Origin of the sequence: Leptothoe sp. ISB3NOV94-8A (assembly GCF_043421595.1) — a bacterium.
GTDB lineage: Bacteria > Cyanobacteriota > Cyanobacteriia > Phormidesmidales > Phormidesmidaceae > Leptothoe > Leptothoe turfae.
Window position 1 is genome coordinate 431,137 of the sequence record NZ_JAXSQW010000002.1, and the last position, 21,849, is coordinate 452,985.

Here is a 21,849-nt window from a genome sequence, read left to right on the forward strand (position 1 = left end):
CCTCAGATAATATGGCCATTGATTGCATCACCATAGAACAGTACCTTCACGAACACATTCCCATGTCTAAAGCGATGGCGGTAGCTGTTGCCTCCATCAATGACAGCGGTGTTCTGCTATCGGCACCCTTAGCGCCCAATATCAATCACCGTAATACGGTATTTGGTGGCAGTATTTCGACCTTAGCAATTCTTTCTGCCTGGACGTTTGTCCATGTGCAGTTGAAGACATTGAATATACCCAGCCGTATTGTTATTCAAAGCAATAGCCTGGAATATACAAATCCTGCTACAGGAGATGTTCAGGCCCGTTGTTTCGCACCTGATTCTAATGTCTGGCAGTGCTTTATCAATACACTGACTAAACGTGGAAAAGGGCGCATAAGCCTCTCCTCTGAAGTTTATTCAAATGGTCTACTCGTCGGCCAATTTCACGGTAAATATGTGGCTCTAAAATCAAACGATTGAGCCTCAACATATATGTTGTGCCTGGATGTTTTACCTGGTGAAACAGATTAGATTGGTCCCGTAAAGGGCTAGCACCAGGCACAGCCCCTACATCAGGTACTCTGCTAAACTGTTGTCAAGGCTGCATTTAGCGTCTGACTAGGGCGCATGGCCTGGCTAGTTTTCTCTGCATCTGCCAGATAGTAACCGCCAATATCCATGGATGTTCCTTGAGCGGCATTGAGTTCACCAACAATTTTGTCTTCGTTTTCCCTCAGGTGCTGCGCTAGCTTGGCAAATTTAGCTTTGAGCTCTAAATTTTTCTCTTGTTCAGCCAAAGCCTGGGCCCAGTACATGGCCAGGTAAAAATGACTGCCGCGATTATCTAACTCATGGACTTTACGGGAAGGGGTCTTAGCATTTTGCAAATATTGGCTATTGGCTTTGTTCAGGGTTTCAGCCAAGATCAAGGCGTTTTCATTATTGGTTTTATGCCCCACATCCTCCAGGGTCACCGCCAAGGCTAGAAATTCCCCCAGTGAGTCCCACCGCAAATGCCCTTCACTAATAAACTGTTGTACATGCTTGGGGGCAGAACCACCCGCCCCCGTCTCAAACAAACCACCGCCTGCTAACAATGGCACAATGGAGAGCATTTTTGCGCTGGTACCCAGCTCAAGAATTGGGAAGAGATCGGTTAGATAATCACGCAGGACGTTTCCGGTGACTGAGATAACATTTTTGCCAATCTTGATCTGCTCACAGGTGAAACGCATGGCGTCCGCAGGTGGCAAAATCTTGATGTCCAGACCTGTGGTGTCGTGGTTGGGGAGATACTGTTTCACCTTTTTAAGGATATTTGCATCATGGGCACGATGTTCGTCTAGCCAGAAGACGGTAGGTGCACCGGTTGCTCTGGCACGACTAACGGCAAGTTTTACCCAGTCCTGAATGGGAATATCTTTGGTTTGGCACATGCGCCAGATATCACCCTTTTCGACGCCATGCTCCATCAGCGTTTGCCCATCGGCACTTACCACGCGCACGGTACCATTGGCAGGAATCTCAAAGGTTTTGTCGTGGGAACCATATTCTTCAGCTTTCTGCGCCATCAGACCCACATTGGCGACATTACCCATGGTAGTCACATCAAAGGCTCCATTTTCTTGGCAGAAGCTAATGCACTCCTGGTACATGGTGGCATAGCACCGATCGGGGATGATGGCCTTAGTATCATGAAGCTGGCCATCCGTCCCCCACATTTGGCCAGAGGAACGAATGGCAGCTGCCATAGATGCATCAATGATCACGTCGCTGGGCACATGGAGATTGGTAATGCCCTGATCGGAGTTGACCATGGCGAGATCAGGCCGCTTGCCATAGGTTGCCTGTAAATCGGCTTCAATGGCAGCACGTTGATCATCGGGCAATGTTTTAATCTTGGCGTATACATCACCCAGGCCATTGTTGGGGTTGACACCCAGTTGGGCAAAGGTGTCAGCATACTTTTCAAATACGTCTTTAAAGTAAACGGTGACAGCATGGCCAAACAAAATGGGGTCAGAGACTTTCATCATGGTTGCTTTCACATGGAGAGAAAGCAGAATGTTCTCTTTTTGAGCACTATCAATCTCTTTTTCATAAAAAGCCCGCAGCGCTTTAACGCTCATCACAGCTGCGTCAATCACCTCCCCTGACAGGACAGTCATTTTCTCTTTTAAGACTGTGATGTCACCATCTTCAGTAACTAGCTCAATGCTGATGCTGTCGGCATCTTGAATGACAACGGATTTCTCACTGCCATAAAAATCTTCACTGTCCATGTGGGCCACATGGGATTTAGAATCCAATGCCCATGCGCCAACTCGGTGAGGATTTTTCTGGGCATATTGTTTCACGGCTGCTGCCACCCGGCGGTCTGAGTTGCCTTCCCGCAAAACAGGATTCACCGCGCTGCCTAACACTTTGGCATAGCGAGATTTAATCTCAGCTTCGGCCTCATTTTTGGGCTCGGCAGGATAGTCGGGAACGTTATATCCCTTGTCTTGTAGTTCCTTAATGGCTGCCGTTAGCTGTGGGATAGAAGCACTGATATTAGGTAGCTTGATAATATTGGCTTCCGGTGTTTTGGCCAGGGCACCCAGTTCAGTCAGGGCATCGGGTAAACGTTGGGCTTCTGTCAAGGTTTCTGGAAAATTGGCAATGATCCGCCCCGCCAGAGAAATGTCACTGGTTTCTACAATGACGTTGGCGGCTTGGGTAAAGGCTTGGATGATGGGTAGTAAGGAATAGGTGGCCAGTGCCGGGGCTTCATCAGTCAGGGTGTAAATAATTTTTGCTGTGGGGTGGCTCATGTTTTTCCTACTACCTGCGTGGGTTTGGGGTTGTCGCCACGTTAATGACATCAACGCACGGCAACTCCAAGGCTCTATTTTGGCATTGAGAGTAATCTCAGCCAAGGGAGAGCCTAAGGTAATTTAGGATTTGTGTGATGTAATACTGACCTAAACGCCAGTGCCAGCGGGTACGGCCATCCGCTGTGGATGCAGAGACTCACCCACTTGAGTGGCGCTGTACAGACGGTTTAAGGCCTGCATGTAGGCGTCGGCTGAGGCCACCACAATGTCCGTATTCGCTGCATGACCCGAGTAGATGTGCTGGTTATGGCGCAGCCGAATGGTCACTTCACCCATGGCGTCAATGCCGGCGGTCACTGACTGGACGGAGTATTCGATCAGGTCGTTGGGAATATCAACCACCCGATTGATGGCTTTGTACACGGCATCGACGGGACCCGTGCCGATGGCGGCATCCATTAATTCTTCGCCGTTGGGGGTGAGGATAGTGACTGTGGCGGTAGGTCGAGCGCTGCTACCACAGGAAACCTGGACAAGTTCAAGTTTGAAGTGCTCAACCACCTGTTGGGTTTCGTCATTGACGATGGCTTCCAGGTCGCGATCGCTAATTTCCTTTTTCTTATCCGCCAGCTCCTTAAACCGCAAAAATGCCTTGTTTAAATCCTGGTCCGATAGCTCATAGCCCAGTTCCTGCAGGCGGGTGCGGAACGCATTACGGCCTGAGTGCTTACCTAGCACGATCAGATTATCGTTGAGACCGATGGTTTGGGCGTCCATGATCTCATAGGTGAGCTTATTCTTCAGAACGCCGTCCTGGTGAATGCCGGACTCATGGGCAAAGGCATTGGCCCCGACAATGGCCTTATTAGGCTGCACTAGCATGCCAGTAACGCTGGAGATCAACCGGGAGGTCTTGTAAATTTCCTGGGTGTTGATATGGGTCAGGGGCGCTTCTGAGTCAGCGGGACGACCAAAGAAAGGATTAAAGTACTGCCGACGCACATGCATGGCCATCACTAACTCTTCGAGGGCGGCGTTACCCGCCCGCTCACCGATGCCGTTAATGGTGCACTCTAGCTGGCGCGCGCCGTTTTTGACGGCTTCTAAAAAGTTGGCCACAGCCAAACCCAGATCGTTGTGGCCGTGCACAGAAATAACCGCCTGGTCCACGTTGGGTACGTTTTCGGCAATGCCTTTGATTAAGCCGCCAAACTCACTGGGGGTGAGGTAGCCAACGGTGTCAGGAATGTTGATGGTGGTGGCTCCGGCTGCGATCGCAACCTCCAACACCTGGTACAAAAATTCTGGTTCTGAGCGACCCGCATCCTCTGGCGAAAACTCCACATCGTCCGTAAAGCCCTTGGCAAAGCGCACCATCTCATCGGTGATGGCTAGCACCTCATCCCGCGATTTCTTGAGCTTATATTTCATGTGGATATCGGACGTGGCAATAAAGGTATGGATACGACCTTTATTGGCAGGCTCAATTGCCCGAGCAGCGGCTTCGATATCCTGTTTAGTCGCCCGAGCTAAGCCACAGATAGTTGGTCCATCAACGGTTCCCACTTCCTGGGCAATGCGCTGCACCGCCTCAAAATCACCAGGACTTGCGTAGGGAAACCCTGCCTCAATGATGTCTACACCGAGCCGAGCCAGCTGACGAGCCACCGCTAGCTTTTCTTCGACATTCATGGTCGCGCCAGGAGATTGCTCCCCATCCCGTAGGGTAGTGTCAAAAATTAAGACTCGATCAGGCTGTGTACTCATTGCAGGTTACCGCTATGTAGAGGCTTACTATATATAGCTTTGGCTAGCTATGACCTAGCGCCTTTACCCCGATACTGAAGTAAAGGCTAACGAACTATTACCAGCCACGTTTTATTGTAATCGCTAACCCATAGTTATTTCGCCTTAGCAAGCTTTGGGGACTAGGGAGTGGAGAATTACAAACCTTCAAAAAATAGAAAAATTCTAGCTTTGACGCTCCCTCTGCAACTTGAGCAACATCCGATCAATAGCTTCAATCATGGCCTCAGGCTGATCAACCCAAACAAAGTGACTACTACTCTGGGCGGGCAAGCTGAGGCTTTGGGTTGAAAGTCTCATGAGATTGTGATGCATCTGGGTCCAGAGATGATCCGCAGTTTCCAGGGGCAAGGGTTTGACGAGTGGTGCTGGCGTAAAGAAGTGGCTGGCCTTGATATTAATGACGGGTAAGGACCCCAAATTTCCTGTTTTACGTAGCTGTTCATGGCTGGCATTGAGGCTGATCATTTCGCGGGCCATGGTAAACCAATGTTTGGGGCGTACAAAGGAACGTAGAACAGGGGCTAATTGCTCCTGACTGTACTGTCTGAGTCGAGGGCTAATCACCTGGAACAGTCCCAACTGCTGCATAATTCGAATAAATCCCAGGGCAGACCCTACCACCGACATCAAAAAGCCCGCCGTAAAAACAGCTTTCATCAGCTTTAGGCTGCCAGGTAGTCTGGCCATGCCGTCTTCATGGAGACCATCGGTCAAAATCAATCCGGCCACATTGTCGGGGTAAGTATGGGCATAAAGACGCATGGTGTAGCTAGCCAACGAGTCCCCAACCAGCACATAGGGGGGACGAATATCCGCTTGGCGCATTAAGGCTTCAAATTCCTGCATCATTTCGTTGCTGTTGCGTGGATTGGGGCTGTTAGAACTCCAGCCATAACCGGCGCGGTCATAAATGCAGACATCAGCAAATTCAGCAATTTCGTCAATTAGCAGATAACCTTCTACCCCCCCCAGACTGTGATCCAAAATTACCGTCGGTTGATGAGGCCGTGATCGTCCCCGACGATACAGGTGGAGCTGGCAATCTCCAATGTCATAAACCTTCCCTGGTGGCGGCGTTTGAGCTTCTTGGCGACAACACCAGATATGGTACGCCGTTGTGCAAATGAGGATGAGGTTACGTAGCCACATAGGTTAGAAGGGGAGCAGGAGAGAGTTGTTTGTTATTGGTTATTGGTTATTGGTTATTCGTTGGGAACCTTGGGTGCGAGTCGTCTTTCAGTGCGTACTAGATAGTTCAACGAACCAATAACTGGGAACTCATAACTCATAACTCATAATTCTTATAACCCTTTGCTAGCATCAAACCGACACTACTTTAACGAAGGGCTGCATGTTAACGCCAAATCTTATTTCCCGCCAGGGTGAAATTGTGGAGGTGTTTTTACGCCACGGTTGGGATTATATGCGGCGTTTGCTGGTGGGTAAGGCTTCAGAAGAACCCGATATTCCGCCCCCGGCAGTGTTGCGAAATATTTTGACGGATTTAGGACCGGTTTATATCAAGTTTGGGCAGTTGCTGAGTACACGCCCTGACCTGGTGCCACCAGCTTATATCGAAGCGCTAAGCGCTTTGCAATCGACGGTGCCACCCGTAGATGCAGCGACAATTCGGGTGTTTCTTAAGGAACAATTAGATCCAGATGTGGTGTTTTCAGAGGTGGATTATGGTGCGATCGCATCCGGTTCCATTGGCCAAGTCCATCGAGCCGTGCTCAAAAACGGTCAGCCCGTCGCCCTAAAAATCCAGCGTCCTGGTATCGATATACAGGTACGGAGAGACATGGCGCTGATTCGGGATATAGCCAAGCTGGTGTCTACCACCCAGTTTGGTCAGCGCTACAACGTGGTTGCCCTGGCCGATGAATTTAGCAGTGCCCTCAATGCCGAGCTGGACTTTACAACGGAGGCCACCTACACCGATCAGCTGCGTCAAAACCTGGCTAAAGGTCGCTGGTTTGACACCCATCAGCTGGCCATCCCAGAAATTATCTGGCCCCTGACCACGCCCAAAGTACTCGTGATGCAATGGCTGGATGGGCAGCCCATTCTATCAGCTGCCATCGGTACCCATCCAGCACCATCAGAAATCCGTAACCTCCTCAGTCGGCTATTGTTTCGCGCCTTTTTCCAACAGTATTTTATCGATGGCTTCTTCCATGCCGATCCCCACCCGGGCAATATTTTTTATCTCAGCGATGGTCGTATTGCCCTCCTAGACTGTGGCATGATGGGTCGCTTAGATCCGCGTACGCGCACGACGTTGACCGAGATGGTATTAGCCGTGGTTAGTTCCGACGCCCAACGGTGTGCTCAGCTCACGCTGCAGTTGGCAGAGCCGCTCCAGGATGTCGATTTAGCGAAGCTAGAATTTGACTACAGTCGCTTATTAGCCCGCTACTATGGCTTATCTCTGCAAAGCTTCAATACAGCGGCAGCCTTTGCCGAAATTTTAGAAGCAGGGACCCGTAATCATTTGCGTTGGCCCGCCAATATAGGTCTATTTACCAAGTCCCTGGCTAATTTAGAAGGTGTTGCCCGTCAGTTTAATCCTCAAATTAATCTGATTGCTGAGATTCGACCATTAATGGTCGACCTGTTCCGCCAGCAGCTGATTGGAGATGACCCCCTGCAAGCATTACTGCGAACGGGGCTAGAATTTCGTAACCTGTCCCTGTCCGCACCGCGTCAGTTTGGTTTCCTGCTCGATCGCTTAAGCGAGGAGACCCTGACTTGGAATGTCAATATCAAAGACCTCACTAACGTGCAGCGAAGTATCGAGCAAGCGGCCAACCGTCGTTCGTTTAGTACAGTAGTTGCCGCCCTGATTATTGGTGCTGCCATTATTTCCAGCAATCAAACCAATGTGCAGCTGCAATGGTTGAGTACCAGCCTCTTTGCCGCTGCCACCCTGCTGGGTATTTGGTTAATTATTAGTATTCTTCGCTCAGGTCGCTGGCGATAATAGTGATCCCCTGCTTAGCCCTACGGTGTACACACATCTCGGAAGATGATTCACAATCCTGCATTACCCCCCTTAATCCCCCCTTGGTAAGGGGGGAAACTCCGGTCCTCCCCCTTGGTAAGGGGGAGTTAGAGGGGGTGAGGCAACCGCAAACGCTAGTATCCAGGACTTGTGTATACACCGTAGCCTGCTTAGGCTAAATCAGCTCACCACTGCTCTCAGTAGGATAATTGTTACCACAATAAAGCTTACCGGAGGCTACAGTATTTATAGGTAGAGCATTTACACTGGTGACGATTGACTAAGGGACACCCTGGATATGGAAGATTTATAGCCATCTATCTTGGCTTGGTATTTTCTTTAGCCATATTCTAGGTTTGGGCATAGATAGATATAGGACCGCCCCACTTCACCGCTATTCCTTAACTACTTTCAAGACTGTTTTTTACACCACACCCGCGTGACCGTTCTCATTTTTGATTTTGACGGTACGATCGCTGACACATTGGAGACGATCGTTACTATTACTAACCGCTTGGCAGGCCACTATGGCTATCCGCAAACGACACCGGAGCGACTGAAATATCTGCGTGCCTTGAGTACAGCTGAGCTATTAGCGCAATCCAATGTGCCCCTGTTTCAAGTGCCGTTTCTGATGCGTCGGGTCAGACGCGAGCTGAATCAAGACATTGACTCGATTCACATCTTCCAGCATTTGAGTGATGTCTTAAAGGCGCTACAAGGGGATGGTCACACCATTATGATTGCCAGTTCCAATGCGCCTTCAACCATTCGACCATTTTTAGAACGTCACGGTTTAAGCCAGGTGTTCAGTCAGGTCTATGGCAACATTGGCCTGCTGGGTAAGGCCCGCAGCCTACGCCGTATCATGCGTCGTCATCGCCTAACACCTGAGGAGATCCTCTACGTGGGTGATGAAACACGCGATATTGAAGCCGCCCATTGCCAAGGGGTGGCGGTGGCGGCTGTGAGTTGGGGATTTAGCGATCGCACCGCCCTTGAAGCCCAGGGACCCACGTTTCTAATCGATACCCCAGAGGATCTATATCGAGCAGTTGGTGAGTTCCATAGAAGTCAGCGACGATTGTTCTTTATGGGTTCCAAGCGGGGTGAGAGAGCAGAAACTCCATCATACGTACCCCACGTAGCTGATTAGAAAGTGGCAAATGCCCAACGGGAGCTGACAAATCCCAGACAAACTCACCCGGATAGCGAGTCCAAATATTGTCAGACTTCCAAGCTAGCTTTTCCCAAAGCCGGTTCCAATCCTGGTTGAGACCGAGCCACAGCTCTCGTTGCTTAGAGAAACCGAACCGATCTTCTGAATACACGCGCCACAGCTGATCAATGGTGTGTAGATCAACCACAGGAAAGCTATCTACCTCAGTAAAATAAACCCACTTCCGCTGCACAGCAGCCGGACCAGCCAGTTCACAGAGCTTTTGTAACGTTAAGCGGTCCGCTTCTTCAAATTCTTGGGCAATCAACAATGCTTGCAATGGCTGATAGTCGACCCCCTTGTCAGAGATTGCTGGCACAACACCATTGGGATAGGCTTCCGCTAAAAAGGTTTGGGCTGCAACGGAATCACTAGTGCTGAGTACCTGATAGGTTTTACCAGTAGCGACCGAGGGTTCGCTAGCCTCTTTGAGGAAGCCCATGAGGACGGTAACGCCAGAGTCACCAGCACTGATTAATTCTGTGACGGCACTTAACTGGCGCTTTAAGTTATTAGAGCGGAGTTGTTCGGCAAGCTTAGCCGTTTTGTCATCGTCCATCGGAATAACCGTTGGAGAATCAGCGGATGCATTAGTCATGTTGGGGCATCTACAACACCAGACTCTGGCGTTGTTTTAAGCGTTTTTTTATAATGAGCCAAATCTCAGGCTACCTCACAATGTCTTAGCAGCACAAGATAAAACAGGTTAGTTATAACTATTTATTTGGATTCGTCAGAAGCGGGTCGATAGCCATTTTCAAAGGCATAGCGAATTAGCTGGGAGCGATTTTCCAACGATAGCTTGCTCAAGATATTGCTCAGGTGAGTTTGGACGGTCCTGGGGCTGATGAACAAATGTTCACCGATCTGTTTATTGGTAAAGCCCTGAATAACTTCCCAAAATACCTTTTCTTCGGCAGGGGTTAACGGCAGAGGTTCTGGCGGCGGTGGTTGAGCTGACTCTGGCGCTGGCATCTGCTGTACCAGACGAATAATTTCAGCATGCATGCGCCGAGAACGTTCCAGCTGAGCATCAATTTTGGCAATCAGCTCCTTAGGATGGAAAGGCTTAACGATGTAGTCATCGGCACCTTTGGAGTGGCCCTGAATCCGGTCATCTAATTCACCACGGCCCGATAGGAAAATAAAGGGAACGAGTTGACCCGAACGAATTTCCCTGAGCTTGGTACAGAACTCATAGCCATCCATCTCAGGCATCATCACATCTGAGACAACGAGGTCGGGTTGGTCTTGTTCAAATAAAGCTAGTCCTTCCGTGCCAGAGGATGCATGGCTCACTTGAAAGCCTCGCTCTCGCAGATAGCGGGTCAACGCAGACCGTAGTGTAATGTCATCATCAACAATAAGGATTTTTTTCATCCTGATGTCAGCTGCCTCAGAATACTTGCTAAACTTTTGAACCGAACGCCATGGGCATGTATAGCGCAACTTTATTTTATCAATCCTACAACTCCGAAACTGGATTACATGTCCTGCATTACAGATACGCCATACTTTTGCAATGAAACTTGTTTTGGATCAACCCACGGCAAAGAAGCGCTTATAAACGATTCTAAAAAAGATGACCTTATAGATTGTTAGTTAAGCTACGCATATCTATTACGGTCAATATGATGCCCAAAAGTTCTAGAATGTGCTGCGGTTATGGCTCAGGATTAAGATTCTCTAAGTGTTAAATAGGACCTGTATTCCCAAGTTTAGATGTTGTGATGCTTTTTGGATTGGATGCCGTTTTTATTAAAGCGATTGTTCCGTTATCTTTGGTTGCCTGGTACAGTGTCGACACCAATACGAAACTTGGGTATAAAGCAGGGTATGGCTTCGCTCGGGGTGATATATAGGTGGCATATAAAAGGTTCCTGTCGTCGGTGAAGCATAAATAAGAGGGAGCAACATGGGTGAGTCTGATAGCCAGGGCAGGAATGACCCACTACTGCAATCACTGGATGATGACTTTCAAGCATTGCAGCGGCACTTCGCTGATCAACTGGCTAAAGATATTGAATATTTGCAGTCGGAAAAGCAGCGCCTGATGAGCGATCTGGATGCGCTGCGTGTAGAGTACGACCAGCTTTATATTGACTATCAATCTCTTAAGAATGAGTCAGAGGTTGCCCTATCTACGCGAGAGTTGTCTCAGCAAAATGCCTGGGCTAAACGACTGGCTCGTGTACTCGCTCAAAACCTCCGCGATGATCTCCATGCCTATGTGACTAACTCATCAGAATTACCCAATCCCAGCCAAGACTGGCTGCATGCTTTGGATGACACGCTCAATCGCAGTGTCAGAGCGCTACAGCAAGATCTCAGCAGCTATCAGAGCGCCATTGCTCAGCAGCTGACACGTATGCAAGCTATGGAGCAGCAAGGGGAAGTCATTCTAGAGAGTCTGGTGGCGCGTATTAGCGATCAGTTGGGCAATTATCAGTTGGGGCAAGCGCCAACCCGTGCCGGTACTACACTCCCGAGTGGGTTAGATAATCGCCCCCTGAGGGATGGCAGTGATGTTGTTGGGGGGCGTGCCTATGTAGAGCGTCCTCGCCTTGATCAGGTGGCCGGTGCTACCCGTCGAGTGGTGCCATCCTACGATGGCCAGACTATTGGCCCTGCTCCCGTTTTGGTGGATGAACCAAAGCGCGATCGCACCTTAAAAAAAGGCATGGTGCTCTGTGGGATCGCCACCCTCGGCTTTAGCGCAATAACGGTGCTAGTGGGGGCACTGAGTCTGGGAGCCAATGCGTTTGACCTAGTGTTGACCGGTCTTGACACCTTTAATTTCTTCAATGCCAACACCCTGCTATGGCTACAGTTAGTCATCTTGATACCGATTTTGGCCCTGTTAGCCCCCCAACTATATCGCTCAGTTTGGCGTGATGTTGGTCAATCAATCCGCTCAAGGCCACGACTTTTTGCCCTGGTCGGCGGCGGTGTCTTTTACTTTTTTGCCCAAGTTTTTTTGTTTCAAGCAGCGGCGACCTTGGGGCCAGCAGTGGCAGCGCCACTGTTGTTTTCCTATCCACTATTGGCAGTACCACTATTGTGGTGGCTTAATGGCGATCGCCCCAATTTGTTGAGAGGCGTGGTAATGTTGGCCATTGCCATGGGTGTGGTGTTAATTCTGCGTCCTTTAGCGCTGGCTAATGCCGGACCTGCCCTATTGTCGGCAGTCGCTTTTTCTTTGTATGTAGTTACCAATAGCCTCAACAGTCGCCAGAGCCACCCCATCTCGGCTGGCCTGATCCAGCACTGCATCATGGCTATCCTGAGCAGCATTATTTTGTTAATACGCCCTATGGCCGTGACTCAAGATCTCACCGGTCAGTTTGTGCTAGGTGGTTTGGCCTTAGGTTTGGTGGCTGGTGTTAGTTACTTTTTCCACTACACGGGCTTAAGGCTCGTGGGGGGTTTACGGACAGCCCTAGTCGCTGCGGCTACCCCGATTGTGACTGCCCTGCTGGCGATATTCACGCTCATTAACCAGCCTTCTCTACAGATAATTCAGTGGCCTGGCATTATTCTCATTACCCTTGGCGGCATGACATTAGCGTTGGATCGGCTAAGTCGACAGTAATTGTTTACAGACAGAAATTGCCTACGATTGTCGACAGAAATTGTTTACAGACAGTAATTGCCTACAATTGTCTACAGCAATTGCCTGCAGATAACTACTAAGCAAATTTAGATAAAATTTAGACAACGGAGAGAGAGGGATTCGAACCCTCGAATGAGTCACCCCATTACAGCATTTCCAGTGCTGCGCCTTCGACCACTCGGCCATCTCTCCAGGGATATTTTGGCCACGAGGATTAATTCCTTGTAGCCAAAATATACTAACAGAAAGTGGGACGTATTTCATGGGACGATTGCAAGGCACCGCTTCTTTTTTTGTTCAATGACCCAAACTCACAATATTTCTATCCATCACCGTCAGAAAAATTGCCATTACACAGCGCAAGTGCCTGACGATCACTACATCTTACATACAGCAGAAAATCAGGGTGTGGATCTCCCCTTTTCCTGTCGGAATGGCGCTTGCACTACCTGTGCTGTGCGAATCTTGTCCGGGGAAGTGGATCAGCCAGAAGCCATGGGCCTATCTCCCGCTTTGCGAGAAAAAGGGTATGCCCTTCTCTGTGTCAGCTATCCTCGTACCGACCTAGAGGTTGAAACCCAAGACGAAGACGAAGTCTATGAGCAGCAGTTTGGCCGTTACTTTGGCAAAGGTAAGGTGCGGGTTGGCTTGCCATTAGACGATGATTAGCGAAGACGGACATCGCTGCCTTTATCGATTCCCAAGAGCCGCATTAGAGCATCAGAGCCCGACCCCATAATTCCTAAAACCACCCATGAGCACTACCCCTGCCCCCGAAGACTTGCGGCGTTTTCTCGATGTCGCCACCGAAGCAGCCATGGCTGGTGGTGCTGTTTTGCAGAAATATTGGGGCAATCTGTCATCGGTCCAAGAAAAAGGACGGTCCGGCGATCTGGTGACTGAAGCAGATCGGGCGTCTGAAGTAGACGTACTGAACGTGATCAAACGTCATTTTCCTGACCATGCCATTTTGGCCGAAGAGTCTGGTCAACTTGGGCAGTGTGATAATCGTTTTCTCTGGGCCATTGATCCGCTAGATGGTACCACCAACTATGCCCATCAATACCCTCTGTGTGCGGTTTCCATTGGTTTGCTGGTGGCTGGGGTGCCCACGGTGGGTGTGGTGTATAACCCAATTCTGAATGACCTCTATCGGGCCGCCAAAGGATTGGGTGCGACCCACAATCGTCAGCCCATGCAAGTATCGGCGACGGCTCAGCTGTCAGACAGTTTATTGGTGACCGGATTTGCCTACGATCGTAGAGAAACTAGTGACAATAACTATGCGGAATTCTGTCACTTAACCCATCTCACCCAGGGTGTGCGTCGAGGAGGGTCGGCATCCATTGATTTGGCCTATGTGGCCTGTGGGTGTTTGGATGGCTATTGGGAGCGGGGGTTATCTCCCTGGGACCTGGCAGCAGGCGCTGTCCTAGTGGAAGAAGCGGGTGGACAATTAAGTGCCTATGATGGCAGTCCCTTTGATATTTATTCCGGTCGATTGGTGGCTACCAATGGCCCGTTGCACCAGCTGATTGTTCAGGAATTGGCCAAGGTACAGCCACTGCCGCAGTTTAAGCCAGCATAATGCCTTCATATTTCTAATCTTCATATTTATGAGTTTTTCTAGACACAATCTGCATATGTTTGGCGTCAATCCCATCACAGGTATTAAATGCCAAGACGAATAAACTAAAATAAGTTGTCACAAACAGCGATCGCAAAGATGCAGGTAAACCGCGGACTATTCAAATTAGATCTAGTCGACCACCACGCAATTTTAGGGGTGCCTCTAGATGCTGATGCGAAGCAGGTGAGAAAGCGTTATCTCAAGATTGCGCGTAAGCTACACCCCGATAGTTTGCGAACTGCCACTGACGAACAGAAGCAGCAGGCTAGCGAATTGTTATCTAAGCTGGTCAACCCAGCCTATGAGGTCCTCAGTCAAGAAAAGTCCTCAGTGGAACATAAGGTGAGTTTGAAACTCAAGGGGCAGCAGCTCCAATCTCAGCCGTCTTTGCTGGCACTTTCCACAGATCACCTTAAGAAAGTTGCCAGTAGTAACAATATTGAATATGCCTATAGTAATGCTCTAAAACCGTTGGCTCTTGAACAGTATGAGTCCCTGGAGGATGTCGTTGATGCCATCGGTGAGATTAGCGAACTCAACGCTATTTATGTAATGCGCCAGGGGGGGGCTCCTGGTCAAATTGAGGCGGGTAAAGACCCCCAGCCCTCCACCCAAGAGGGTGGAGTGGCTGCCAATGATGAAAGCTCAGTAACGGTGATGTCTTCCCGTGAGCGTCGTGCCCAGCTGATTGAAAGCTTTATCAACCGGGCGAAGGAGTTTGAGTATAAGGGAAATTTCTCAAGGGCAATCATTGAGTTGAGAGAAGCCGTTAAAGCCCATCCTCAAAATCCCAAATGCCATGCTGAGCTAGGACGAATGTACATGCGTAGTAAGCAACTCACAATGGCCGGTATCCACGCTAAACGAGCGCTAGAGTTAGAACCCGATAACGAGATGGCCGCCGATGTGAAAAAGAAACTAGATACCTACAATAGGCGAAATCCTCCCCCGGATGCTCCTTCGACTGGTAAGCGCCCCAGTAAGGGACCTAAAAAGCCCAGTGGTGGCAGTGGCCTGTTTGGTGGTTTGTTTGGCGGCAAGAAACGTAAGTAGTTTGGAGCGCTAGTCTGTCATCCCCTTAAAGCTTTAAGCTGGTATAGCACTCAGAAACCGCAGCTAGTAAAGCTATGACCTACCAACCCCCCACGGGTGGACGCGATCTCTTCCCGGTAGATGTAGCGCAAAAGCGCTGGATTGAAGATCGTATTGAGGCCGTTTTTCAACGGTGGAGCTATCAACGGATTATTACGTCGACCGTTGAAAGCATGGATACACTGATGGCGGGCGGTGCGATTCAACAGTCTGAAGTGATCGAGCTCAACAGTCGAGGTGAACGATTGGGATTGCGACCTGAGCTTACAGCGTCGATCGCTCGGGCTGCAGTTACCCGCATTAGTAACTATCCCCAGCGGCTTTATTACCATGCCAATGTGTTTCGACGGTCGTCCACGGGTAGCCAGGGCGGGCAGCACGAGGCTTACCAGGCGGGGGTAGAGTTGTTGGGCGCGAGCGGCTCCCTGGCCGATGTAGAAGTCTTGCTGATTATGGCCGATTGCCTGAAGGCATTAGGGCTGGAGCATTGGCATTTGTTATTAAGTGAAGCGAGTTTAACCAGCTCGTTGCTAGAGCCGTTTCCGCCTGGGGTGCGGCAGCAGGTGAAGGTGGCGATCGCAAATCTAGACCGGGTCACCTTAGAAACCCTATCTCTATCCAATGATCTGAAGGCATTAGCCCTCAATATCATGGATTTACGCGGGGAGCCCCGTTCAGTGCTGACTAAAGTTAGCCAGCTTGATCTCAGCGCTCAGCAACGACAGAGCGTCAGCTCTCTAAAGAATCTGATTGACCTGTTGGAAAACACCCTAGAGAATCCGCCTCGGCTCGTGCTCGATCTGAGCCTAATGCAAACCTTTGAATACTACACAGGTGTTGTATTTGAAGCGGTGGTCCGCACCGAGCATACCTGTGAAGTGGTAGGTCAGGGGGGTCGCTATGATAACTTACTGAGCCTCTTCCACCCTGACCACAAGTCCTATCCAGGTGTGGGCTTTGTGCTCAATGGTGAAACCCTACAACAGATTCTGCAACCACACTTACCCGCTGTAGTGGCCGAGAGTGAGTGGCTAGTGGTTCCCATTAACCACTCAGCTGCCGCAGCTGCCATTACCCATGCCCAAACCCTGCGGCAGACAGATACCCTTACCCGAGTAGAGCTGAGCCTGGATCCATCCCTACCCGAGGACCAGCTACGTCAATTTGCTACCGAATGTAAAGTTGCCAATATTGCATGGGTATCAGCTCAAGGGGATGTCAAGGTAGAGAAGTTGACCGATTAACCCTAACTCACCCAGCACTCAGTCCAATCGCCCTTTAAGATAAACAAATGTAACTATTTATCCGTAGATCCTTCAAGTCTGTTGTCTGGATGAATGTACGTTTTTAAGAACAATTATTCCAAGGAGCGCCGTGGCCCATTCTATTGTTACTGACGTTTGTGAAGGCGTTGCTGATTGTGTTGATGCCTGCCCTGTAGCCTGTATTCACGAGGGTCCCAAGAAAAATAAGAAAGGGACTGACTGGTACTGGATCGACTTCGATGTGTGCATTGATTGTGGTATCTGTCTGCAGGTTTGCCCCGTAGAAGGCGCGATATTACCTGAAGAAAAACCTGATTTACAGAAAACCCCGGTTTAATTTGAGCTAATGTAGGCTCAGTTTAAAAAACGAAGGCGTTTATGATGCGGAAACCTCTGTATCATGGACGTTTTAGTTGATTTAGTACTTGTGTTCGATTTGGACCTGTGCTAAAAATACCTGGAAGTATTGATTTCTCTTGCTATGAACAAAGGTGAACTGTTAGATACTGTGGCTGAAAAGGCCGGTGTTTCAAAGAAGGTTGCAGATGCTGTTGTATCCGCAACCATTGATTCCATTATGGAGGCTGTTTCCGGCGGTGATAAGGTGACCCTAGTGGGGTTCGGTAGCTTTGAACCTCGCGATCGCAAACAGCGGGAAGGTCGCAATCCCAAGACTGGTGAAACTATGACCATCCCCGCGACAACAGTACCTGCCTTCTCTGCAGGTAAAGCATTCAAGGAAAAAGTTGCTGCCTAAGATAAAAAATCCGATTTAGGTCAAAGGCTGTAGTCTGAGACCAAAGCTTCAGTTAAAACGGTGTAGCTATTAAAGCTATACCGTTTTATTTTGGCTAAAACTCTCTTCAGCCATGGGCTGCGCATATAGCTATTGCTATTTATAGCGTTCAGCAATACCCGATGTTGTGAACTATGGGTACCAATCCATAAATTCTGAGCCAGCATTCAGAGGGCTACTAGATTGAGCACAGTAGAAAGAAATGCTTAAGCTTGATTCTCATTCATATCAAGTTGTTATGTTTTGACGCTTTATGGGCATTTTGGGACGAACTGGGGTAGCCAGTGTTGCTGTCCTAGTTTGTGAATCTGATATGAGTTCGGAGTGCACTATCCCTATGCAGCATCTAGAGTACGTTCAAGTGTTCCAGGACAATAGACCCATAGCAGCAGGGGTAAAATTACCGTCAGGTCAGTTTGCCCTCAGCTGGTTTGGTCTTTGTCATAGTCATGGGATGTTTCCTAGCTTTGAAATCTTTAAGGCAATGCAGGATAAACGTCCTGGGCGAACTGTTGAAACAATGGATGCCCCTTTAACCACAGCCGGCTATGCGAGAACGTTTTATCTACAGCGTAATGAAGACTGGAGCGGTATCAGTGGTACAGGCTTAGTGGCTGTAGGGTTTGAGTTTGATCGTTGGGTGATGCTCCACTGGCTTGACCCCCACGGCTCTACATTTTGGTATGAGAGTGTTGCCATGGTAGAGCGCGTTCATGGTCACGAAGGGCGAACAGTCATTGCCCGATGCTTAACTCCCAGCATGAGCTACGCCCAATAATGCTGGTCGCCAGCTCTCTGCACTGCCCCCGCTCTGTGATGCCTGCGCTCCTGTATATCGCGACTATTACTCCTCCACAGGGGGCATGGCAACAAAGCCAAGAATAGTCTCGGAAAGCTTGTCAGTCATTACCAGAAGGCCTTGATCATCAGGGCGTACCATCCCTTCCCAATGTCTACTGTCTTGACTTAGCTCAAGTTGAATAGGGGCATTGTTGATAAAAGTAATGCCATTCTCTCACCGTAGACAAACTCTACGAATCGTTGAGGAATTTCTGTGACAGGTTGTTTTGGGCCAGTTAGAAGAACTTCTGTAGAGACCTAATATCCTTGCTTAACCTTATGGCTAATCAGAATACTCACTGTAGTGAGTCCAAGGAATAAGACTAGCCAGGCTCACTTTTTCTACAATGTCATTGCTCCAAGGCGACTACCTCAGATCATAAATTAAAGGTTGTTTGACATTCTGTAAAAAGTTAGGGCATTAGCCCAGGAAATCTCCTGTTTGCTAATGCCCTTCAAACTAAACTTTAGTGAAACTTGAAATTAGCATAATTAGCTGTTAGCAGCTTTGCTAGTGTAAGCATCACCACCAAATTGATAAACACGTTCGTTGAAATCAGTTTCCCGACCGGTGACCAGCTTGGCCAGATTCTCAAAGCCTTCAGAGTTCCAGTTGCGTTCGTGGATAGGCTTAGACTGCTCTCCGAAGAAGTAGGCTTGGGTTCCAATAATGGATGCGGCTACCCAACCAACAATAATGACAGCTAATAAGATACCAAACATAATTTTGTCTCCTTACTTGAAAGTGTGTCGTGAAGTAGTCAAGCGTTGACTATCAATCACACGTTGACTATCAGTACTGTTTACGTGATCTAGCTAACGCCTAGCGCAGTCAGCATCAGTACGCTGATCAGTAACACGGCTATACCCCCCTGGAGCATGTAACGACGCTGTTGCTCAGGTGCGGGATAGGAAGCTAGATACATTTCAGGCTCTGTGGCGTAGTTATTGAGCTGCCCGGATTCGTTAATGGTGGTGTACATAATGCGATGTCCTTTAAGTGGCTGTTCTTATGTAAACTAATGTAACGCAGATTATTACAAATTGCAAATTAGCTTGACAAAAATGATTTTATTAGAAATTTGCATCAAGGCCATGGATTGACGTGCAACATCGTGGCAAGCCAGGCTCACTGCTTTAGATGGGTAGCTTGCTAGGCATTGACTGGAATTTAAGGATTGCTGTTATGGCTTGTAGCGTGCTAGACAGTGCCAGCCGTCATTGAGCGATCTCATTCTTGTCTAGGCATACCCCGTGCTAGCGAATAAAAATCGCTTTTACCGATCCTCTGCGGTATTGGATTGTTTTTCCCGATTGCGTCGTTTACCCGCACAATTTGCCAGCATCGAAAGTATCGATGATGTCTTCTCGATAAAATATAAGTAGAGCAATATAAGTAGAGCAAAAACTAACTGCGTGGCCAATGAAGCAACAGAGCCATCAAGAAACGCTTAGTGAAGAGCAACACATCTCCCTCGAAATGCTGTTGATTCCTTCTGGAAAATTCCTTATGGGCTCTCCAGATGAGGAATTGGAGCGTACTGACTTTGAAAGCCCTCAGCATGAAGTCATGATTTCTGCTTTTTTTATGGCGAAGTATCCTATCACTCAAGCTCAGTGGAGATTAGTGGCAGCCATGCCTCGTCATCATCACACTCTCTATGCAGAACCATCTGATTTTAACGGTGATCATCGACCTGTTGAAAAGGTCTCTTGGGATGACGCGGTGGAGTTTTGTTCTCGACTCTCTGTTTATACAGGTCGTTCCTATCGACTGCCAACCGAAGCTGAATGGGAATATGCCTGTCGAGCTGGCACAACAACTCGCTTTGCGTTTGGTGACCAAATCACACCTGATCTAGTAAACTACCGTGCTCCTAAAAAATATCCATATGGTCCCAAAGCTCAATACTCTCCTGGAACAACTTCAGTAGATCACTTTGATGTAACCAATGGTTTTGGTCTCAGTGACATGCATGGGAACGTTTATGAATGGTGTCAGGATCATTGGCACGAGAACTATAACAATGCCCCTACGGATGGTAGTGCTTGGCTGCTGGATACGGAGGAAAGAATATCCCTTCGTGTCATACGTGGAGGCTCATGGATTTATCGTCCTAATAAGTGTCGGTCCGCTAATCGCAATTATTTTGGGTCAATGGGCCGTACCCGTAATATTGGCTTCCGGGTCGTATACTCATCTCCTTTCTGAGCCAACGCCCCTGGTGGCGGCAGTGTCCCCCATTTTCTGGCATATACTGCGAATTACATCATTAATTCTGAGCAGTCTTCAGAAACAGAAACCTTACTCACTTTTTACGTTTCAGGCTCAGCCCTAATAACGGCAAAATTGTCATGCCAACTAAACCGAGAGGCTCGGGAACAGACGTAGGACCGTCCTCCACAAAATCATCGGTCAGGAAAAAAGCTGCTTCTGAATCAATATTTACCCACTCCCCACCGTCCCGTCGGCTATGAGCATTTCCAGGGGTACCAAAGGGAGAAGACCAGGCCCAATTCTCATTTCTAATCGAAAGCCAGTACGTATCATTCGGGGTGAGTTCTAAAGCTGGAATCCTAGCCGAATACTTGAATACAGGATCAAAGCCGGCTAGACCGCAACAACTCAGTTCAGTCTCTTGTTGTCGTCCCACATCACCGAGATTGAGTGAAAAGAAGGGAGTAGGTCCAGGGGCCGCATCCTCCTCATAGATTTCAATCGTAAAGTTATCTACTTCTGGAATTTCATTGTAGGTACCAAACCAATGAATATCCGTAATAATGTTGTTGCCGTCACTTAAGCGGAAATCATCGGCTGCTGAAACGCCAAAATTAAAATCGCTTATTAGCGCATTAGTTACACTCCCCCTGTCGAGGAAGCCATTATCACCCAACACGGCATTATCAAAAATTACGCCTGCTTGAGCTTGAGTTGAAAAACCACTAGCCGTAGCTACTCCAAGAGCAGCTAGGCCAAACTTTATTAGTCTTTGCATTGTTTTGCAGTAAATAGCAACTGTATGGAAAGACGAACAAGCATTCTTGATGGTTCCATTACAGGATTGTCTATTATTTTTGGTGGCGTAGGTGAGGACGTCTGCGTCGGGTATGCCTTGGTTGGCTTGGTCTGCGTCGTAGGAGGTGAGGACGTCGTAGCCGAGATTGCGGAGGAGGACCACCATGTCGATGGGGAAGTTTTCGTTGGAGTAGAGATCAACCATGGACTAGGTCGTCCTGGATAATTTGGTCGATTTCGTTTTGGTTTTCTTGATAGTAGGCCCAGGCGGCGTCGAGGTCTGCAGGGATAAGGCTGGGGTAGTTGAGTAGGAGTTCTTCGGTGTCGGCTCCTTGTTTATGGAAGGAGACGAGAGTCCAGACGGGGATGCGGGTGTTGCGGATGCGGGCTTGGCCGCCACAGACGCCAGGTGTTTGTTGAATGGTGCGGGCATGGAGTTTGGTGCGCAGCAGCTTGTTTTCCTCGGGGGTGAGGGATTCAATGACTTGGATGAGGGAGTCGATCAGCTGGGTATTCATGGGATACTCCGCAGCACTGGCCTGGTCGGTTGTCTTGATATATGTGGCTTTCAAATGATAACGGGATTTTATGGGGCTTGGGTCTTGGACTGCTGGAACCGTGGACCATCAGGGCCGATTTCTAGATGCCATTCGGGGTGATTTTGGATGGCGGTGCGGACGCCTTTGCGGCAGGTGGGACTTTGCCAGAGCATTTGGTAACGTTGCAGGCGCTGGTCTGGGGTTTCGGGTTCTGGGTTGATGG

Annotated in this window: 22 protein-coding genes and 1 tRNA gene; 13 read left to right on the forward strand and 10 right to left on the reverse strand. The window is 48.9% G+C overall.

The annotated features are described in order from the left end of the window. Positions 1-11 precede the first annotated feature (11 nt). Positions 12-467, forward strand: a complete 456-nt coding sequence (locus tag SPB21_RS32380) for a YiiD C-terminal domain-containing protein (protein WP_163671314.1) — start codon at positions 12-14, stop codon at positions 465-467. 104 nt (positions 468-571) lie between these two features. Here the strand turns inward: SPB21_RS32380 and SPB21_RS32385 are convergent, their stop codons facing one another. The 3 genes from SPB21_RS32385 to SPB21_RS32395 all read right to left on the reverse strand — a co-directional run bounded on the left by SPB21_RS32385 (position 572) and on the right by SPB21_RS32395 (position 5,761). Continuing rightward, a complete protein-coding gene (locus SPB21_RS32385) occupies positions 572-2,800 on the reverse strand; it encodes an NADP-dependent isocitrate dehydrogenase (RefSeq protein WP_499869179.1) in 2,229 nt (742 codons plus the stop codon). A gap of 150 nt (positions 2,801-2,950) precedes the next feature. Continuing rightward, positions 2,951-4,570, reverse strand: a complete 1,620-nt coding sequence (locus SPB21_RS32390; protein WP_163671312.1) for a 2-isopropylmalate synthase — start codon at positions 4,568-4,570, stop codon at positions 2,951-2,953. A gap of 204 nt (positions 4,571-4,774) precedes the next feature. Beyond that, positions 4,775-5,761, reverse strand: coding sequence for an alpha/beta fold hydrolase (locus tag SPB21_RS32395; RefSeq protein ID WP_499869144.1), 987 nt, complete (start codon positions 5,759-5,761; stop codon positions 4,775-4,777). Between the two features lie 202 nt (positions 5,762-5,963). On the opposite strand from SPB21_RS32395, the gene SPB21_RS32400 reads away from it, so the two are divergent. Continuing rightward, positions 5,964-7,595, forward strand: a complete 1,632-nt coding sequence (locus SPB21_RS32400; RefSeq protein WP_499061917.1) for an ABC1 kinase family protein — start codon at positions 5,964-5,966, stop codon at positions 7,593-7,595. Positions 7,596-8,055: 460 nt separating this feature from the next. After that, positions 8,056-8,772, forward strand: a complete 717-nt coding sequence (locus SPB21_RS32405; protein ID WP_163702948.1) for an HAD hydrolase-like protein — start codon at positions 8,056-8,058, stop codon at positions 8,770-8,772. Here SPB21_RS32405 and SPB21_RS32410 read toward each other — a convergent pair. Both SPB21_RS32410 and SPB21_RS32415 read right to left on the reverse strand, forming a co-directional pair. Next, complete coding sequence (locus SPB21_RS32410) at positions 8,708-9,433, reverse strand: GUN4 N-terminal ARM-like repeat domain-containing protein (protein ID WP_499869145.1); 726 nt, start codon at positions 9,431-9,433, stop codon at positions 8,708-8,710. The genes SPB21_RS32405 and SPB21_RS32410 overlap by 65 nt on opposite strands. 122 nt (positions 9,434-9,555) lie before the next feature. Then, positions 9,556-10,215 carry a response regulator transcription factor gene (locus SPB21_RS32415; RefSeq protein ID WP_163671307.1) on the reverse strand — a complete coding sequence of 220 codons (660 nt, stop codon included), beginning with the start codon at positions 10,213-10,215 and terminating at the stop codon, positions 9,556-9,558. Between the two features lie 535 nt (positions 10,216-10,750). On the opposite strand from SPB21_RS32415, the gene SPB21_RS32420 reads away from it, so the two are divergent. Beyond that, positions 10,751-12,427 carry a DMT family transporter gene (locus SPB21_RS32420; protein ID WP_499869147.1) on the forward strand — a complete coding sequence of 559 codons (1,677 nt, stop codon included), beginning with the start codon at positions 10,751-10,753 and terminating at the stop codon, positions 12,425-12,427. 126 nt (positions 12,428-12,553) lie between these two features. On the opposite strand, the gene SPB21_RS32425 is transcribed toward SPB21_RS32420, so the two are convergent. Next, positions 12,554-12,640: transfer RNA gene (locus SPB21_RS32425), tRNA-Ser, on the reverse strand. A gap of 108 nt (positions 12,641-12,748) precedes the next feature. On the opposite strand from SPB21_RS32425, the gene SPB21_RS32430 reads away from it, so the two are divergent. The 7 genes from SPB21_RS32430 to SPB21_RS32460 all read left to right on the forward strand — a co-directional run bounded on the left by SPB21_RS32430 (position 12,749) and on the right by SPB21_RS32460 (position 18,009). Beyond that, on the forward strand, positions 12,749-13,117 hold the full coding sequence (locus SPB21_RS32430) for a 2Fe-2S iron-sulfur cluster-binding protein (protein ID WP_006518716.1): 369 nt from the start codon (positions 12,749-12,751) through the stop codon (positions 13,115-13,117). Positions 13,118-13,202: 85 nt separating this feature from the next. Next, entirely contained in the window at positions 13,203-14,036 is an 834-nt protein-coding gene (locus SPB21_RS32435) for an inositol monophosphatase family protein (RefSeq protein ID WP_499869149.1), read from the forward strand. A 138-nt stretch (positions 14,037-14,174) separates the two neighbouring features. Then, positions 14,175-15,131: a J domain-containing protein gene (locus SPB21_RS32440; protein WP_499869151.1), complete on the forward strand. Its 957-nt coding sequence runs from the start codon at positions 14,175-14,177 to the stop codon at positions 15,129-15,131. A 74-nt stretch (positions 15,132-15,205) separates the two neighbouring features. Further along, positions 15,206-16,414 (forward strand): ATP phosphoribosyltransferase regulatory subunit, encoded by a 1,209-nt coding sequence (locus SPB21_RS32445; RefSeq protein WP_163671303.1) that lies wholly within the window; start codon positions 15,206-15,208, stop codon positions 16,412-16,414. Between the two features lie 130 nt (positions 16,415-16,544). Beyond that, positions 16,545-16,772, forward strand: coding sequence for a ferredoxin family protein (locus SPB21_RS32450; RefSeq protein WP_163671302.1), 228 nt, complete (start codon positions 16,545-16,547; stop codon positions 16,770-16,772). A gap of 132 nt (positions 16,773-16,904) precedes the next feature. Continuing rightward, on the forward strand, positions 16,905-17,192 hold the full coding sequence (locus tag SPB21_RS32455; protein ID WP_431732058.1) for an HU family DNA-binding protein: 288 nt from the start codon (positions 16,905-16,907) through the stop codon (positions 17,190-17,192). A gap of 376 nt (positions 17,193-17,568) precedes the next feature. Continuing rightward, positions 17,569-18,009 (forward strand): hypothetical protein, encoded by a 441-nt coding sequence (locus tag SPB21_RS32460; protein ID WP_499869152.1) that lies wholly within the window; start codon positions 17,569-17,571, stop codon positions 18,007-18,009. Positions 18,010-18,563: 554 nt separating this feature from the next. On the opposite strand, the gene SPB21_RS32465 is transcribed toward SPB21_RS32460, so the two are convergent. Together SPB21_RS32465 and psb34 are read right to left on the reverse strand one after the other, a co-directional pair. Continuing rightward, positions 18,564-18,794: a photosystem II protein, Psb35-related gene (locus SPB21_RS32465; protein WP_163671301.1), complete on the reverse strand. Its 231-nt coding sequence runs from the start codon at positions 18,792-18,794 to the stop codon at positions 18,564-18,566. Between the two features lie 89 nt (positions 18,795-18,883). Then, positions 18,884-19,054: a photosystem II assembly protein Psb34 gene (gene psb34 / locus SPB21_RS32470; RefSeq protein ID WP_163671300.1), complete on the reverse strand. Its 171-nt coding sequence runs from the start codon at positions 19,052-19,054 to the stop codon at positions 18,884-18,886. Between the two features lie 440 nt (positions 19,055-19,494). Between psb34 and SPB21_RS32475 the strand changes: the two genes are divergently transcribed. Further along, positions 19,495-20,283 carry a formylglycine-generating enzyme family protein gene (locus SPB21_RS32475; protein ID WP_499869153.1) on the forward strand — a complete coding sequence of 263 codons (789 nt, stop codon included), beginning with the start codon at positions 19,495-19,497 and terminating at the stop codon, positions 20,281-20,283. Between the two features lie 97 nt (positions 20,284-20,380). Here SPB21_RS32475 and SPB21_RS32480 read toward each other — a convergent pair whose 3' ends face one another. Next, on the reverse strand, positions 20,381-21,292 hold the full coding sequence (locus tag SPB21_RS32480) for a DUF5615 family PIN-like protein (RefSeq protein ID WP_499869155.1): 912 nt from the start codon (positions 21,290-21,292) through the stop codon (positions 20,381-20,383). After that, on the reverse strand, positions 21,285-21,605 hold the full coding sequence (locus SPB21_RS32485) for a DUF433 domain-containing protein (RefSeq protein WP_499869181.1): 321 nt from the start codon (positions 21,603-21,605) through the stop codon (positions 21,285-21,287). Before SPB21_RS32485 ends, SPB21_RS32480 begins: the two co-directional genes overlap by 8 nt. A gap of 70 nt (positions 21,606-21,675) precedes the next feature. Between SPB21_RS32485 and SPB21_RS32490 the strand changes: the two genes are divergently transcribed. Beyond that, on the forward strand, positions 21,676-21,846 hold the full coding sequence (locus tag SPB21_RS32490; RefSeq protein WP_163671299.1) for a hypothetical protein: 171 nt from the start codon (positions 21,676-21,678) through the stop codon (positions 21,844-21,846). Positions 21,847-21,849: the final 3 nt, after the last annotated feature.